We start from the raw sequence: 14,540 nt of genomic DNA, 5'->3' as shown, positions 1-14,540 counted from the left end.
GAATCGTCCTGTTCGAGGAGTCCATCATGACCGCGCTCTCCCGCTTTCCCATCACTCAGCGCTGGCCCGCCCAGCATCCCGAGCGCCTGCAACTCTATTCGCTGCCCACACCCAATGGCGTCAAGGTCGCCATCCTGCTGGAAGAACTCGGCCTGCCCTACGAGGTGCATCGCGTCGACTTCGGCCAGGACGATCAGCACAGTCCGGAATTCCTCTCGCTGAGCCCCAACAACAAGATTCCCGCCATTCTCGATCCCGAAGGTCCCACCGGTGAGCCACTGGGGCTGTTCGAGTCCGGCGCCATCCTGCTCTATCTCGCGGAAAAGACCGGCCGCTTCCTGCCCACGGACCCAGCCCAGCGCTACCACGCCATCCAATGGCTGATGTTCCAGATGGGCGGCATCGGCCCCATGTTCGGCCAGCTCGGCTTCTTCACCAAATTCGCTGGCAAGGAGATCGAGGACCAGCGGCCCCGCGACCGTTACGTGACGGAAGCCCGGCGCCTGCTGGGCGTCCTGGACCATCAGCTGCAAGGTCGCACCTGGATCCTTGGCGACGACTACGGCATCGTCGACATCGCCACCTTCCCCTGGATTCGCGCGCTGGTGGAGGTTTACCAGGTAGATGACCTGGTCGGCTTCCAGGACTTCCGCGAGGTGCGCCGCACCCTGGACGCCTTCCTTGCCCGCCCGGCGGTGCAGCGCGGTCTGCAGATCCCGGCAGCGCCCTGATGCCCACTGGCGATCGGGAGCATCCGGAGCATCCGGAGCAGAATCCCGCCTCCGCGCGACCGATAGCGGGACCAGCGCTAGCGCAACTGACTGTCCTTGCTCCCGCGCCGGTTGTAGCCGCCGGCGCGCTGGTTCTCGGCATCCTGCTCCGTCTGGCAGCGGATGCACAGGCGTACCCCCGGCACCGCCTGGCGACGGGCCGCGGGAATGGCGTCGCCGCATTCCTCGCAGTGGCTGAGGCTCGCACCTCGAGGCAGACGGCTGCGGGCGCGCTGCACCGCATCGTCCACCGTGCTGTCGATCTGTTCCTGAACCGCGCCGTCTCCGGCCCACCCATTGGCCATGGCTGAGTCTCCCGTGTGTGGCCCCGATAGCCATTGGAAGCGACCTTCGCGCAGATGTTCGACGCCGTCCAGTATCCGCTGGTCGTGGCGCCTGGGGATGGCGCTGCTGGTGCTGGCCATGACGCTGACGGGCTGCTCCAGCCGGGAGCTGCTGCGCCAGGTCACGGTCGGACTGTGTGCGCCCAACGCCCGGCTCACCGGCTTCGCCACCCCGTGCCGCGCGGTGGTCGCCGACCCGGGCTATGCCGTGCTGCGCGCGCCTGGCGAGCGTCAGCATTTCATCCTGGTGCCGCTGCGTCCGCTGCGCGGGCTGGAAAGCCCGGCGTTGTGGCAGGAGGGTCAACCCAACTGGTTCGCCCTCGCCTGGCGCCAACGCTGGTACCTGAGCGCCTGGGGCCCGGTGCCGGTGCCGGATGCCTGGATCGGTCTCGCCCTCAATGCCCCCAGCGGACGCAGCCAGGATCAGCTGCACGTGCATCTCGCCTGCGTCCGGCCCGGCCTCCGCCAACAGCTATGGCAGCTGGCGCCGGGACTGGATGACCAGTGGCGACCGCTGCCCGTGGCCCTGGCCGACGGCCACTACCAGGCCAAACGCCTGAGCGAAGCCCAGTTGCTGGCACCGGACTTCTTCCACGACCTGGCCGCGCAACCGCCCTATCCGCTGCCCGATCCACGCCTGTCACTGGCCCTGGTCGCCTTGCCGGGCCGCACCGCCAGCCGCGAATTCCTGCTACTGGCCGGCCGCGCCGGTAGCCAGCCCGATGACTACGGTTCGGCGGAAGGGTTGCTGGCCGCGGACTGCCAGGGAACGACCAGCCCCCTGGCGACTCAATAGCGCCAGCGCGCCAGGAGGCTCCATGCCGCAGGAATTCCACGAACTCTTCGACTTCATCGACCAGCTGCTCGCCTGGTCCGACTTCTATCTCAAATCCGGCTTGCTGCTCTGCGGCCTGGGCATGGTCGTCGGCGCCGTGGCCTGGAAGCGCTGGTGGGGCAAGGCGCTGGCCTTCGGCTGCGCGGCGCTGGGGATGCTGGCCGCGCTGGGCCTGGATCTGCTCGGCCGGCTCTGAGAGCCTGTTCAACGTCTGCTGCACGTTGGCCAAACGCGTTGAAAAGCCCTTCGGAATGCTCATTTACCCCTCGTAAACTCGAGCGCGAGACCGATCCGCTTCCTCAGGCCTTTTCGTGGGGCCGCCTAGGCCTTGTTTGACTCTTGCTCGCGAGACTTGAACAGGCTCTGAATCCGGCGAGCCACTCCATATGGCGGCAAGATGACACTGGCCGTCGATTTCCGCCGCCAAAGCTTGAACTGTTTCACCGTCTCGAACAGCAAGCGGGCCGGGGTGGCGGATTGATCGCGCCAGCTTGTTAGGGTACTGCCCACAATAATGCGGCCTGGCCCACCACGGCCTTCATCTCTTCAGCTTATTCATACAGATCCCATCATGCCCATGTCCCTATCTCGCCTGCTGTCCCGCCTCCCGCGTCTCGGCCTGTGCCTGGCCGCCTCCCTCGTCTCCTTCGCCGGCACCGCCGTCGCCCAGGAGAGCAACGCCCGCTGGGTCAGCGACAGCCTGACCACCTATGTCCGCAGTGGGCCCACCGATGGTTATCGCATCGTCGGTACCCTCAAGTCCGGGCAGAAGGTCGAGCTGATCAGCACCCAGGGCGACTACAGCCAGGTCCGTGGCGAAGGCGGCGGCACCGTCTGGATTCCCAGCAGCGACCTGCAGGCCAAACCCGGCCAGGCCGAGCGCCTGCCGCAGCTGGAGCAGCAGGTGGCCGAACTGAGTGGCCAGCTCAAGACCATCGACGACAGCTGGAAGAATCGCGTCCAGGGCATGCAGGAGACCCTGGACTCGCGCAAGCAGCAGATCGACGAACTGGAAAGCCGCCGCAAGGAGCTGGACGCCCAGCTGACCCAGGCCCAGTCAGAACTGCGCAGCACCCAGGCCAAGCTCGGCAACGAGAACAAGCAGGCGCTGATGCAATACATGGTCTACGGCGGCAGCATCGCCGGTGCGGGCCTGCTGGCCGGTCTCATCCTGCCCTCCATGACCCGCCGGAAAAAGAACGACCGCTGGTTCTGACGGCGTAGCTCGGAGTTCTGCCCTGGCGACCGGGCGGAATCCACGCGGTGACGGACGATTCAAGGCAGCACGACTTCTGCTACCGTGCTGCCACGCTTCCCGCCAAGACGAGTCCCATGTCCGACACTTCCCGCATCCGTATCCAGCAGGTCGAGACCCTGGCCGACGACTGGGGCCTGCTGAAGAAGACCACCTTCGACTACCTGCGCCGCGACGGCACCTGGCAACGCCAGACCCGGGAGACCTACGACCGCGGCAACGGTGCCACCATCCTGCTCTACGACCGCGAGCGGCGCACCGTGCTACTGATCCGCCAGTTCCGCCTGCCCACTTTGGGCAACGGCCTGGACGATGGCCTGCTGGTGGAGACTCCTGCGGGTCTGCTGGATGAAGCGGCGCCCGAGGCCCGCATCAAGGCCGAGGTGGAGGAAGAGACCGGCTACCGCCTGGACAACGTCCAGCACCTGTTCGACGCCTTCATGAGCCCCGGCTCGGTGACCGAGCTGCTGTATTTCTTCGCTGGTGAGTACCGCGCCGACCAGCGCATCACCGACGGCGGTGGCGTGCACGAGGAAGGCGAGGATATCGAATTGCTGGAGCTGCCCTTCGACGAGGCCCTGGTCATGGCGCGGGATGGCCGGCTGGTGGATGGCAAGACCATCATGCTGCTGCAGTACGCCGCCCTCTACCTGTTGCCGCGCTAAGCCATGGAGTTCGTCCGCGCCCGTATCGAACGGCAGGTAATGAGCCTCACCGGGCTGTCCCTCGGTGAGGTCGACTACGAGCAGCCGCCCGGCGATCCCGGGCTGTTCGGCCCGCGCAGCGTCCCCTGGCGGGTGCACAGCGACTTCACCTGCATGCTGATCGGCGGCATCGCCGCCTTGCTCATGCAGACCCTGCATCCGTTGGCCCTGGCCGGTGTCTGGGATTACTCCCAGTTTCGCGAGGACATGCTCGGCCGCCTGCGCCGCACCGGACAATTCATCGCCGCCACCACCTTCGGCAGCCAGGCCGACGCCGAGCGGCTGATCGAGCGGGTCAAGGCGATCCACCGCCACATCCAAGGCCAGGCCGCCGACGGCCGTCCCTACCGCGCCGAAGATCCCGCCCTGCTGACCTGGGTGCACGTGGCCGAGGTCAGCCATTTCCTTGCCGCCTATCTGCGCTACTTCGATCCCGGGCTGCCGGGCGCGGAGCAGGATCGCTACTACGCCGAGATCGCCCTGGTGGCCGAGCGTCTGGGCGCGACCGACGTCCCGCGCTCACGAGCGGAGATCGCCGCCTACTATCAGCGGATACGCCCCGAATTGATGTGCGACGAGCGCAGCCGCGAGGTCTGTCGGGTACTGTTGCAGGCACCCGCGCCGAGCGTCCTGGCCAAGCCGTTCGGCAAACTGATGATGCAGGCCGGCATCGACCTGCTGCCCGACTGGGCCAGCGCGGAACTGGGCTTCCACCAGGGGCCGCTGCAACGACGGCTGATTCGTACCGGCATCGGCGCGACCGCCCCGGTGTTGCGCTGGGCGGTGCGCAACGGCTCGTCGCACCGAGCCCGGCGGCGGATGGGGATCGAGGGGTAGCCTTCGCAGTGATCGCGGCCATGGCGGTCCGCCGATACGACCGCTCTTACGGATGCCCAGGAGTCGGACACCTGCTCGGACAGCCCCCTCTCCCCCCTGGGAGAGGGCTGGGGTGAGGGCGCGCCTCGCGACGAAGTCCCCGTGGAAAAGGCTGCGCCGTTTTCCACGCTACGGCTCTGATCGCGACCATGGCGGTGCGCCGATACGACCGCACCTACCGGTAGCAAACCCATCCGTAGGAGCGGTCGCATCGGCGGACCGCCGTGGCCGCGATAAGGCAAAGACCGTTAGGAGTGGGCCGCCAGGGCCATACTGGCCGCAGCCAAATCCGCCCTACAACATCCGCACCTTGATCGACCGGCCCTTGATCTTGCCCTCGGCCAGGCGCTGCAGCGCCTGGCGCGCGATGTCTCTTTCCACGGCGACGAAGGCCTGGTGGTCGAACAGGGTGATCTTGCCGATCTTGGCGCCGGGCAGGCCGGCATCGCCGGTCAGGGCGCCGAGGATATCGCCGGGACGCAGCTTGTCCTTCTTGCCCGCCGCCAGGGCCAGGGTGTGCATGACCGGCACCAGCGGCTCCGGGGTATCGCGCAAGGCACCGAGGGGTTGCCAGTCCAGCGGGCTGCCCTGCTGGGCCTCGATGGCCTGGGCGCGGCTGGCCTCGGCCGGCGCCACCAGCGACAGCGCCAGGCCCTGCTCGCCGGCCCGGCCGCTACGGCCGATGCGGTGCACGTGCACCGCCGGATCGCGGGACAGCTCCACGTTGATCACGGCTTCCAGGCCGGCCACGTCGATGCCGCGGGCGGCCACGTCGGTGGCCACCAGCACGCAGAGGCTGCGATTGGCGAACATCGCCAGCACCTGGTCACGCTCACGCTGCTCCAGGTCGCCATGCAGGGCGGCGGCGGAGATGCGCTGGGCGTGCAGCGCCTCGACCACCTCCTGGCACTGCTGGCGAGTCTGGCAGAAGGCCACGGCGCTGGCCGGACGATGATGCCGCAGCAACCGCACCACGGCAGCCAGGCGATCCTGGGCGGCGATCTCGTAGAAGCGCTGGCGGATCTGGGTCTCGCTGTGCTGGCTCTCGACGCTGATGCGCAGGGGCGAGCGTAGATAGTCCTGGGCCAGCCGCTCGATGCCCTCCGGATAGGTGGCGGAGAACAGTAGCGTCTGCCGCCGCGCCGGGGTCTGCCGCAGGATGTCGGCGATGGCCTCGATGAAGCCCATGTCGAGCATGCGGTCGGCTTCGTCGAGCACGGCCACGTTGAGCCCGTCCAGCACCAGGGTGCCCTTGCGCAGGTGCTCCTGCACCCGGCCCGGGGTGCCGACGATCACCTGGGCGCCATGCTCCAGGGAGGCGATCTGCGGCCCCAGCGGCATGCCGCCGCAGAGGGTCAGGATCTTGAGATTGGCCGTGGCCCGCGCCAGGCGGCGCAGTTCGCGAGCGACCTGGTCGGCCAGCTCGCGGGTCGGGCACAGTACCAGCGCCTGGCAGCCGAAGTAGCGCGGATTGAGACCGGTCAACAGGCCGATGCCGAAGGCGGCCGTCTTGCCCGAACCGGTCTTGGCCTGGGCGATGAGGTCCTGGCCCTTGAGGATGATGGGCAGGCTGGCCGCCTGGATGGGCGTCATGCTCAGGTAGCCGAGGTCGGCCAGATTGGCCTGCATGGCGTCGGCCAGCGGCAGGGAGGCGAAGGATGCGGGCACGGGAGTCCTGTGAAACGGCTCGTAAAGGTTTGCCAGTCTAGCAGAAGGACACCGCCGCACTGGCGCGTGGACGCTGGTGGATGGCCTACCTATGCTAAGGGGTACGACAACTCAAGGAAGCGTCTCCATGCTCGACCGGCCCGTGCTCTATACCCATCCCATGTCGCGCGGACGCATCGTGCGCTGGCTGCTGGAAGAGCTCGGCCAGCCCTACGAGGTGCAGCGCATCGACTATGGTCCGGCGATGAAGTCGGCGGCCTACCGGGCGATCAACCCCATGGGCAAGGTACCGGCATTGCGGCACGGTGCGGCGGTGGTGACCGAAACCGCGGCCATCTGCGCCTATCTCGCCGATGCCTTTCCCGCCGCGGGCCTCGCGCCGCCGCTGCACGATCCGGCCCGCGGCGCCTACTACCGCTGGTTTTTCTTCGCCGCTGGCCCCCTGGAAGCCGCCACCACCAACCAGGCCATGGGTTTCACCCTGCCCGACGATCCGCAGCAGCGTCGCGCCCTGGGTTACGGCAGCCTCCCCGAGGTGCTCGATACCCTGGACGCCGCCCTGGCGCCCGGTGAATACCTGGTCGACGACCGCTTCACCGCCGCCGACGTCTATGTGGGTTCCCATCTCGCCTGGGGCATGGCCTTCGGCACCATCGAGCAGCGTCCGCACTTCGAGCGCTACGTGGCCGGGCTGGTAAGCCGTCCGGCTGCGATACGCGCCCGCGAACTCGACGACGCCGAGCTCGCCAAGCTCGACTGACCCTTTACGACAGCTCCACCGGTCCGCGCGGATGATGCAGTGGGCAGCCGTTGCGCTCGCTGCGAAACTGCGAAGACATCTCGTAGGCCAGTTGACGCGACCTCATGATGCCGCCCAGCGGGCGGTGCGCGGCCAGACCGTGCCAGGGGCTGAACACCATGCCGTCATCCACCTCGCGCGAGCGGGCCTCGTTCCAGGCCGGCTGCGGCGGCACCTCCAGGCGGGCCACGGTCACATAGGGCGTCAGGTCTTCCGGCCAGACCACCGAGGCGTCTTCGATGGGCGTCTGTTCGATGTCGACGCCCAGCTGCACGCGGATCTCCCAGACTCCGCCATGTTGGGCGAAATGGGCGTTGACCGCCTCGCGCAGGCCGTCGGGCTTGCCGTTGACCTCCACCGGGGCATCGGTCAGGGCGGTCAGCTCGGGGGCCACCGGCACCACGCTGAGCTTGGCGAAATAAGGCCCGTAGAGAAAGGGCACCATGGTATAGAAGGTCTCACCAAGGATATGGGTTTCCGGGTGACCGCCCAGGCTCTTCAGCGTCGGGCTCTCGCCACCCAAGGCTTCCACCACCTGCTCGGTGCCGCGCAGCACCGCCGAGGCCACCTGCTTCAGCCCTTCGCCGCGGTCGGTGGTCTTGGCCAGCAGCCTGAGCGTCTTGAGAAAGGTCTTGGGGTCCGGCGCGGTGAAGGCCGGCGCGTTCTGCATGACGAAATCCTGGGTCGCCTGCCCTTCGCTGCCTGGCAGGCGCGCACCGGACACGTCGATCAGCTTGAGCGCGAGACCGCGCGGGGTGGAGACGCTGTCCGGCAGGATGTCGCCCGGATTGGTGGAGAACCTCAATACCGCCGCATGGCTGCCAGGCGTGGCGAAGACGCCCTGGGCATAGGCCGGGGGCAGGCCGCCCAGAATCGTCACCCGGCCGGTGAGCAGTCCGTGGCTCTTGGCGTGGACGCTGCGAATGGCATGGCCGCCGTTGGCGTAGGTGGTCTCGGCGATGTCTCTCATGGCCTGGACCATCGCGCGAATGGTATCGGCTTCATCGTCCGGCACCTGTTCGAAGGCGGGCTGGAACGGCAGCGGGTGAACAGCGTTGGGCGTGGTCATCACGGGACTCCTCGGGCGCCGTCATTCGGGCGAGACGGTCCAACCGTAGACCGCTATCGCGCTAAGGACGTTCGGCCCAACTCCGTCGCCGCGACATAAGGCAAGCCTCCGCGGCCGCTCGGGAACGGCGCCGGCCAGACGGGTTCGATATCTGCGACGACCACGGGAGATCATCATGAGCGACGCCGACCGCAAGACCTACGACAACCCCAGCGACACCCCGCCGCCCGAAGAGCTGCCCTATGCCGACATGGAGCCGGAAGAGTTCCCCGATGACCCGGACGTGGCCGGCCAGACCGAATCGGGCACGCCCGGCTGAGTCCTCCTCGGCGCGGCGGACCGGGCCCGTCGCGCTTCTCGCCAGGTCCGCCGACGACACCGCCGGTTTGACGGCGCCCCTGGCTGCCGCGAAGATGAGTGGGCGTTATCCGCGTCGAGCCTCTCCTGCATGCTTTCCACCAAGATTCCTTTGCTTCTTCGCAGTCTCATCGGTCGGCTGGTGCGGATCGCCATCGCCTCCGGCGTGACCTACCAGACCTTCGACCGCCTGTTGCGCCAGACCTACTTCGAGGTGGCGCGCGACTTCGAACCCCTGGGCGACAAGCCCAACTCCGACAGCCGCATCTCGGTACTCACCGGCTTGCCGCGCCGCGAGGTCCGCACCCTGCGCGACGCCAGCCCCGACCAGCCGCGCGGCACCCCGAGCCTGGAATGGCAGGTGCTCAGCGCCTGGACCTCGCGGCTGGACCTGCTCGATGCCGAGGGCAATCTGCGGCCCCTGCCACGGACCCAGCGCCGCGGTGGCGAGCAGAGCTTCGATGCGCTGGTGGCCAGCGTCGGCAGCGACGTCCGCGCGCGAACCGTCTTGGATGAATGGCTGCGCAAGGGCTATGCCCGTCTCGACGAGGAAGACCGGGTGGTGCTCACCCCCCGCTCGCTGCTGCGCGGCACCGAGAGCCAGGAAGGCGCGGGCCGGCTATTGGCCCACTTCACCGGCGACCTGCTGGCCGGCTTCGAGCGCCTCTACCTGCAGGATCGCGCCGCGCCGGACTTCACCTTCCACGTGGTCTATGGGCACAACCTGACCCAGGACTCGACCCTCAGCCTCTATCAGATCGCCTACGACGAATCCATGCAGTTGCTCAACCGCCTGAATCGCCTGGTGGTGGAGCACGAAGCCTGCGACGCCGGCAAGGCCGACGCCACCCAGAGGATCACCCTGGGCTTCGGCGGCTGCCGGGTGGAACAGTGTCGGGATGCGGGCCTGGTGCAGCCGCGGGAGGACTAGCGCCAGCAGTTGCTGACCGTGGCGGCGTCGTTGGTCGCCGTCTTGCCCGCCGCGCCGCGCAGCCCGGTGGAGTCCAGCGTCAGGGTGCCGCAGGTGTCGCGGGCCTGGGCGTTCTGGGGCGTCGCGCTCAGGCTATAGGACGTCGCGGTCAGGGTGGTCAGGCTCAGGCTGTAGTAGCCGTTCGCCGAATCGACCGTGGTGGCGTTGGCCGTGCTGGTCAGGCCCAGCCGGTTGGGCGTGGCCGTGGCGTAGGTGCTGTTCTGCGCATAGTAGCGCTCCATCCGTGCCGCCGCCTCGCTGAGCAGGGCCATGCCCTCGGAGCGATGGCTGCGCAGGATGTAGCTCTGATAGCTCGGATAGGCGATGGCGGCCAGGATACCGACGATGGCGACGGTGATCATCACCTCGATCAGGGTGAAGCCTCGCGTGCTGCTCATGCTGCTGCTCTCTCTCGAACTCATTGCGGTTGCGGTATCACCCGCCAGGTTTGCCGGCCCGAGGCCTGGGGGCCCTTGCTGATGGCTTTCAGCTTGTCAGGGTCAGGGGAGAATACCTGGTCATTGGACAACGTGGTGCCGCCTGCAGTGCTGCCGAAGCCCGACACGACGGTTCCGTTGAGACCGTCCAGACTGTTGACCACACCATCGCCATTGAGGTCGAAGACGTTGAAGGCCGTGCGCCCACCCGAGGCCGGATCGACCGCATAGGTCCAGCCGGTGATGCCCGAGGAGCAGACATCCGCGTTGGGCGTGACCGTGCTGAACAGCAACGCCTGGCCGCTGGCCGTCATGGGGTTCACCACGCGCTCGCCGAGGGTCTGGTTGTTGCTTTGCAGATCCAGGTACCAGCCACTGGCGGTGGTCCAGTTCACCGTCGTATTGCTCAGTACCCGTGCGCTGGTCCCGTTCAGCGAGGACTCCAAGGTGAAGGTCTGCTGCTGCAGGTTGCTGCGCTGGAGCGCCGTCAGGGTGCTGGTGGTGTTGGGCGTGGCGAGGGTCGAGACGTTCTTGTCCCAGATGCCGTAGACGCTCTGCAGGTCGGTGGAGGTCTTGTCCTCGGTGGTGAAGTAGCTGCCGGTGCCGAACATGACGATGAAGCCGGTGCCCGAGGGATGCTTGACCACCGACGGCGGTGCCGTGATCGGCTGCAGCGTGCCATTGGTATCGCTGCTGCGCGCGGTGTAGAGCGGCCGGCCACCGAAGGCGACGCTGAAGTCGTTCAGGGTCGCCGTGGCCGTCAGGCTGCCGCTGCTCAGCAGGTCGAAGCGCCAGAGATTGCCCTTCAGATCGCCACCGTAGACGTAGTCGGCGATACCGTCGGAATTGACGTCCAGTGCCTTGAGGTTGAACAGCCCGTTGCTCTGGGTGGTGGTCTCGGCATCCAGCTGCTTGAGCAGCCGGCCCGTGGCGATGTCGAGGATCAGCAGCGAGGCGGTGCCACCGCTGCCGTTATAACCATTACCGGTCAGCACCGCCCATTGGCCGGTATGCAGGCGCGAGACCAGAGGCGTGCCGAAGCTGTAGCCCAGCGCGGCGTTGGTCTGGCTGTTGCCGCCGGCATTGCTGGCTTCGCCACTGAATTCCCAGAGCAGCTTGATGGCATCCGGGTCGGTGATGTCCAGGGCGAAGATCGAGCGACCGCCCCCGCGCAGGGTGCCGATGAGCACCTTGTGCCAGGCGCTGCCGAAATAGGCATCGGTGATCACCGGCGAGCCATCCACGTAGTAGGTGTGCTGCGACGCGGTGGCGTTGTTGTAGTTCGGCCTGGCCAGCAGATAGAGGTTGGGAATCACCGCCGTGGGCACGAAGGCGAAGGTCTCCTGCCCGGTGTTGGCATTGAAGCCGTGCAGCATGCCGTCGTTGGCACCCACGTAGACCATCGGCGTTTCGGCGGCCTGGTTGGTCTTGAAGGTCGCGTAGTCACCGCCGGTTTCCAGGGCGTTGGCCGCGCTGGTCAGGTACTGGGCGCCGACCGCCAGCGCCGGTGCCGAGTTGACGATGTCGCCCAGCAGGGTCTGGCGCTGGCGATAGCTCGAGGTGGCCAGGCTGTTGTCACCCCGGAGGAAGTTGACCTTGTTGACGTCCAGGTTGGTCTGCAGATCGTTGCCGCCATAGCGACGCCCGGAAAGCAGCGCATAGGTGAAGTCCTGGAGACCGGTGCCCGTCCCGGGTATCGCCGCCATCTTGATGGTCCGCGACGCCCAGCCCGGCATCTGGGCGCTGGCCTTCCACGCCGTGGTGCTGGTCTTGGTCGCCGTTCCGGTGGTGGTGGGCGTGATCTCGATGGTGGTCTTGGTCAGGTCGCCACTCCAGTAGGTGGCGTTCAGGGAGGTGGTGTAGCTGTCATAGCGCGTCGCCGAACCATTGGTGGTGCTCAGGTAGGGCAGCACGGCCGGGGCCGCTACCGAACTGTTGCTCTGCAGGATCTGGTTGAAGGCATTGGATAGCTGGGTCTTGAGCGTCGAGGCGTTGGTCACCAGGAAGTAATTGTCCGGCGTCCCCGACCGGTTGGAATCCCAGTCGCCAGCGACCGGCAGGGGGTTGCTGCTGGAATAGTTGTAGCCGCCCCATTTGGCCGCGTACCACAGCGGATTCTGCAGGTTGGTGACCAGGGAGCTGGCCGACGGGGTGAAGGTCCGCGAGGTGGAGGAACCTCCGTTCACGACCACGCTGTTACTCTTGCGCCCCGGCAAGGCCGGACAGTTGCTCGAACTGTTTACGCAGGCACCCGGTAGACGACCGGGTGGCGTGTCCAGCGCGTAGCGCAGGTTCCCGCTGTTGGACGAGGTCCCACCGCCAGTCACCTCCAGGTAGATGCCGTCCGCGTTGGTGCCCGACATGGTGTAGCCCATGTGGGAGTCGTTGCCCGACACCGAATACTGGGTATCGCTGGTGACCGTGATGGTGCCATTGGCATTGGCGGCCAGGGTGTAGAGGACGATGGCGTCCATGTCGTAGTCGCCGCCCTGGGCGGCGTCATCGTAGACCACGCGGAAACTGATCAGCGGGCGACCACCGTTCTTGCTGCTGTCCACCGGCATGCCGCTGAGATTGGCCATGGTGTCGACATAGAAACCGGTGATCTGCTCGGTCGCCTGATAGGTATTGCCCCCGGTGACCACCTTGCCGAAGGGCACCAGGGTCAGGGTACCGAGGCTGGTGGTCATCTGGATCCGCGGCTGGGTCGAGGACAGCGCCACGGCGAAGGTCTTCAGCCGTTGCCCGCTGGTGGTCAGGGCGGTCTTGTTGCCGTAGTAGGCAACGCTGGCGACGTTGTAGGTACCCTGCCGGGTAGGTTCGTCGGGCAGGCCGCGGAAATTGCCGAAGCCGTTCGCCGTCTTGGCGGTGGGGGCATAGTCGGTGGCGCTGCCGGCCACTTCGCCGATGTTGATGCTGCGGTTGCCGCTCACCTCGTTGTCCCAGATGGTCTGCCCCAGGGTACGGCTGCTGAACCCCGTCAGCGTGGCGGGCACGGAGGTCGCGGTGAAGGCACTGTCCGGCAAATCCGAGTCGTAGCTGGGATTCACGTCGCTGAGCAGCGTCTGGAAGGGCTTCGAGCACGAGGGATAGGTGCTGTAGGGATTGCTCCAGCGGGTCACCGCCGGCAGCCCCAGACCGCTGTCCACCGAACCGGCGGCATAGCCGGAGGTGGGCGTGGTGGCACCGCTGAAATAGCGCAGTACCTCGTAGGACATCTCCCCCAGCGGATTGCCATAGTTGTAGCACTGGCCGTTGCCGAGGTCGTTGCCGGGAGACGCCCAGCCCGAGCAGGAGCCATCCGAGGAATACTGGATGCCGTCCAGCGTGGCGATGATGCCCTGCTTGGTGTAGGTGATGTTCCTGCCGCTCCCCGAGGCCACCCCGAAGATTCCGGTGGTGGCATCCACCTCGTTGGCGAAGGAACTGATGGCCTTGCGCAGCACCCCGCCCTGAAGGTTGTCGTTGTAGGTGCCGGTCAGCAACCCGAAGTACATTTGGTTGCCCTCGCCATAGTCGTGCAGCAACCCGGTCGGCTTGTACTGCCCATTGGGATACGCCTTGCAGTTGCTTTCCAGCAACCCGCTGACGCAGGCCTGGACGCGGACGTTGAAGCTGTAGACGTTGCGGCCGGACGAACTGGTGAGAGTGCCCGAGGGCGTGGTCGCCGACAGGTTGACGTCCGAGAAGGACGTGGTGGTCGCGGTGTTCTGCCCCTGGACCGATTCGCGCGACACCCAACCCCAGATGCGGATATCCGAGGTACTGGGGATGACTCTCAGGCTTGGTTGGCCGCTGTAGGTGGTGTTGGCGAACAGCACGTAGGCATTGGTGCTGCTCGGCGTGCTGATGGGCGCATAGTCGGAGATGTTGTAGCCGTTGGCACGGTTGTATTCCTTGCCCCAGGAGTGGGCATCCGTCGGCACGTTGACCCGCGCCAGGACGGTGCTGGTCGCGGTATCGGTGGAGCGATAGCCGCCATAGAGCACCTTGCGCAGGGCATCCATCCGCGAGGTGGTCAGGTAGTTGAGGAAGTCCCCGCTCCAGGGCGCGGCGCTGTTGCCGGTCCCGCACTTCTTCGGCGTGCCGGTCGTGGGCGTGCCGGAAATCGCCGTACCCGGCCCCTGGGGGACGAAGTAGCCATTGGCGCTATCGTAGGCATAGCACTTGGCGGAATCGAAGTAACCGGTGTAGTCGATGACTCCCGGCTTGTAATAGATGTCCAGGACACCATCGCCATCCAGGTCCGCGGCATCGTTGTAGGCCGGGGCATAGAGCTTGTGGTCGCGCTCCACCACCAGCATGTTCAGCGGCGGCACCGCGCTGTTGACGAACAACGGCGTCTGGGTAGGGAAGTTGGTGACGGCCTGGGCGCTGGTCGCCAGGGCGAGCAGCAGCAGGGGCAGCGGGAAGCGACGGCGACCTTGCGCGTTCATGGCTTGCGCGTTCATGGATA

The 14,540-nt window shown here is 66.8% G+C and carries 14 protein-coding genes; 9 read left to right on the top strand and 5 right to left on the bottom strand.

Translation table 11 applies throughout. The features are described 5' to 3' along the window. Positions 1-26: 26 nt before the first annotated feature. Positions 27-731, top strand: a complete 705-nt coding sequence (locus tag AR540_RS19130; RefSeq protein ID WP_059231030.1) for a glutathione S-transferase N-terminal domain-containing protein — start codon at positions 27-29, stop codon at positions 729-731. Positions 732-808: 77 nt separating this feature from the next. Here AR540_RS19130 and AR540_RS19125 read toward each other — a convergent pair whose 3' ends face one another. Further along, positions 809-1,075 carry a DksA/TraR family C4-type zinc finger protein gene (locus AR540_RS19125; protein ID WP_059231028.1) on the bottom strand — a complete coding sequence of 89 codons (267 nt, stop codon included), beginning with the start codon at positions 1,073-1,075 and terminating at the stop codon, positions 809-811. Between the two features lie 97 nt (positions 1,076-1,172). Between AR540_RS19125 and AR540_RS19120 the strand changes: the two genes are divergently transcribed. The 5 genes from AR540_RS19120 to AR540_RS19100 all read left to right on the top strand — a co-directional run bounded on the left by AR540_RS19120 (position 1,173) and on the right by AR540_RS19100 (position 4,745). After that, complete coding sequence (locus AR540_RS19120) at positions 1,173-1,910, top strand: CDP-diacylglycerol diphosphatase (protein WP_236712090.1); 738 nt, start codon at positions 1,173-1,175, stop codon at positions 1,908-1,910. Between the two features lie 22 nt (positions 1,911-1,932). Continuing rightward, positions 1,933-2,145: a hypothetical protein gene (locus tag AR540_RS19115; RefSeq protein ID WP_059231026.1), complete on the top strand. Its 213-nt coding sequence runs from the start codon at positions 1,933-1,935 to the stop codon at positions 2,143-2,145. 375 nt (positions 2,146-2,520) lie between these two features. After that, complete coding sequence (locus AR540_RS19110; protein WP_059231024.1) at positions 2,521-3,165, top strand: TIGR04211 family SH3 domain-containing protein; 645 nt, start codon at positions 2,521-2,523, stop codon at positions 3,163-3,165. Positions 3,166-3,281: 116 nt separating this feature from the next. Further along, positions 3,282-3,869, top strand: a complete 588-nt coding sequence (locus AR540_RS19105; protein WP_059231022.1) for an NUDIX domain-containing protein — start codon at positions 3,282-3,284, stop codon at positions 3,867-3,869. Between the two features lie 3 nt (positions 3,870-3,872). Continuing rightward, complete coding sequence (locus AR540_RS19100) at positions 3,873-4,745, top strand: oxygenase MpaB family protein (RefSeq protein ID WP_059231020.1); 873 nt, start codon at positions 3,873-3,875, stop codon at positions 4,743-4,745. Positions 4,746-5,078: 333 nt separating this feature from the next. Here AR540_RS19100 and dbpA read toward each other — a convergent pair whose 3' ends face one another. After that, positions 5,079-6,452, bottom strand: coding sequence for an ATP-dependent RNA helicase DbpA (gene dbpA, locus AR540_RS19095; RefSeq protein WP_082707048.1), 1,374 nt, complete (start codon positions 6,450-6,452; stop codon positions 5,079-5,081). A gap of 127 nt (positions 6,453-6,579) precedes the next feature. Between dbpA and AR540_RS19090 the strand changes: the two genes are divergently transcribed. Next, on the top strand, positions 6,580-7,212 hold the full coding sequence (locus AR540_RS19090) for a glutathione S-transferase family protein (protein ID WP_059231018.1): 633 nt from the start codon (positions 6,580-6,582) through the stop codon (positions 7,210-7,212). Between the two features lie 4 nt (positions 7,213-7,216). Here AR540_RS19090 and AR540_RS19085 read toward each other — a convergent pair whose 3' ends face one another. Further along, entirely contained in the window at positions 7,217-8,320 is a 1,104-nt protein-coding gene (locus AR540_RS19085; protein WP_059231017.1) for a catalase family protein, read from the bottom strand. A 175-nt stretch (positions 8,321-8,495) separates the two neighbouring features. On the opposite strand from AR540_RS19085, the gene AR540_RS25790 reads away from it, so the two are divergent. Together AR540_RS25790 and AR540_RS19080 are read left to right on the top strand one after the other, a co-directional pair. After that, the gene (locus AR540_RS25790; RefSeq protein WP_177339259.1) at positions 8,496-8,639 is read left to right on the top strand and encodes a hypothetical protein; all 144 of its coding nucleotides are present in this window, start codon (positions 8,496-8,498) and stop codon (positions 8,637-8,639) included. A gap of 150 nt (positions 8,640-8,789) precedes the next feature. After that, positions 8,790-9,608 carry a DUF6502 family protein gene (locus tag AR540_RS19080; RefSeq protein WP_236712089.1) on the top strand — a complete coding sequence of 273 codons (819 nt, stop codon included), beginning with the start codon at positions 8,790-8,792 and terminating at the stop codon, positions 9,606-9,608. On the opposite strand, the gene AR540_RS19075 is transcribed toward AR540_RS19080, so the two are convergent. Both AR540_RS19075 and AR540_RS19070 read right to left on the bottom strand, forming a co-directional pair. Then, positions 9,605-10,045 (bottom strand): type IV pilin protein, encoded by a 441-nt coding sequence (locus tag AR540_RS19075; RefSeq protein WP_059231014.1) that lies wholly within the window; start codon positions 10,043-10,045, stop codon positions 9,605-9,607. The genes AR540_RS19080 and AR540_RS19075 overlap by 4 nt on opposite strands. Before the next feature lie 20 nt (positions 10,046-10,065). Continuing rightward, a complete protein-coding gene (locus AR540_RS19070; protein WP_059231012.1) occupies positions 10,066-14,535 on the bottom strand; it encodes a pilus assembly protein in 4,470 nt (1,489 codons plus the stop codon). Positions 14,536-14,540 lie beyond the last annotated feature (5 nt).

The organism is Pseudomonas sp. EpS/L25 (assembly GCF_001512295.1).
Lineage (GTDB): Bacteria > Pseudomonadota > Gammaproteobacteria > Pseudomonadales > Pseudomonadaceae > Chryseomonas.
Note: the sequence above shows the minus strand (reverse complement) of the source record. Positions and strands in the feature narration are given on the sequence as shown.

What these genes read in the sequence shown, in the direction of transcription:
- AR540_RS19130 (WP_059231030.1), top strand. Translation starts at nt 27, where the DNA reads ATGACCGCGCTCTCCCGCTTTCCCATCACTCAGCGCTGGCCCGCCCAG.
- AR540_RS19125 (WP_059231028.1), bottom strand. Translation starts at nt 1,075, where the DNA reads ATGGCCAATGGGTGGGCCGGAGACGGCGCGGTTCAGGAACAGATCGAC.
- AR540_RS19120 (WP_236712090.1), top strand. Translation starts at nt 1,173, where the DNA reads ATGGCGCTGCTGGTGCTGGCCATGACGCTGACGGGCTGCTCCAGCCGG.
- AR540_RS19115 (WP_059231026.1), top strand. Translation starts at nt 1,933, where the DNA reads ATGCCGCAGGAATTCCACGAACTCTTCGACTTCATCGACCAGCTGCTC.
- AR540_RS19110 (WP_059231024.1), top strand. Translation starts at nt 2,521, where the DNA reads ATGCCCATGTCCCTATCTCGCCTGCTGTCCCGCCTCCCGCGTCTCGGC.
- AR540_RS19105 (WP_059231022.1), top strand. Translation starts at nt 3,282, where the DNA reads ATGTCCGACACTTCCCGCATCCGTATCCAGCAGGTCGAGACCCTGGCC.
- AR540_RS19100 (WP_059231020.1), top strand. Translation starts at nt 3,873, where the DNA reads ATGGAGTTCGTCCGCGCCCGTATCGAACGGCAGGTAATGAGCCTCACC.
- AR540_RS19090 (WP_059231018.1), top strand. Translation starts at nt 6,580, where the DNA reads ATGCTCGACCGGCCCGTGCTCTATACCCATCCCATGTCGCGCGGACGC.
- AR540_RS19085 (WP_059231017.1), bottom strand. Translation starts at nt 8,320, where the DNA reads ATGACCACGCCCAACGCTGTTCACCCGCTGCCGTTCCAGCCCGCCTTC.
- AR540_RS25790 (WP_177339259.1), top strand. Translation starts at nt 8,496, where the DNA reads ATGAGCGACGCCGACCGCAAGACCTACGACAACCCCAGCGACACCCCG.
- AR540_RS19075 (WP_059231014.1), bottom strand. Translation starts at nt 10,045, where the DNA reads ATGAGCAGCACGCGAGGCTTCACCCTGATCGAGGTGATGATCACCGTC.
- AR540_RS19070 (WP_059231012.1), bottom strand. Translation starts at nt 14,535, where the DNA reads ATGAACGCGCAAGCCATGAACGCGCAAGGTCGCCGTCGCTTCCCGCTG.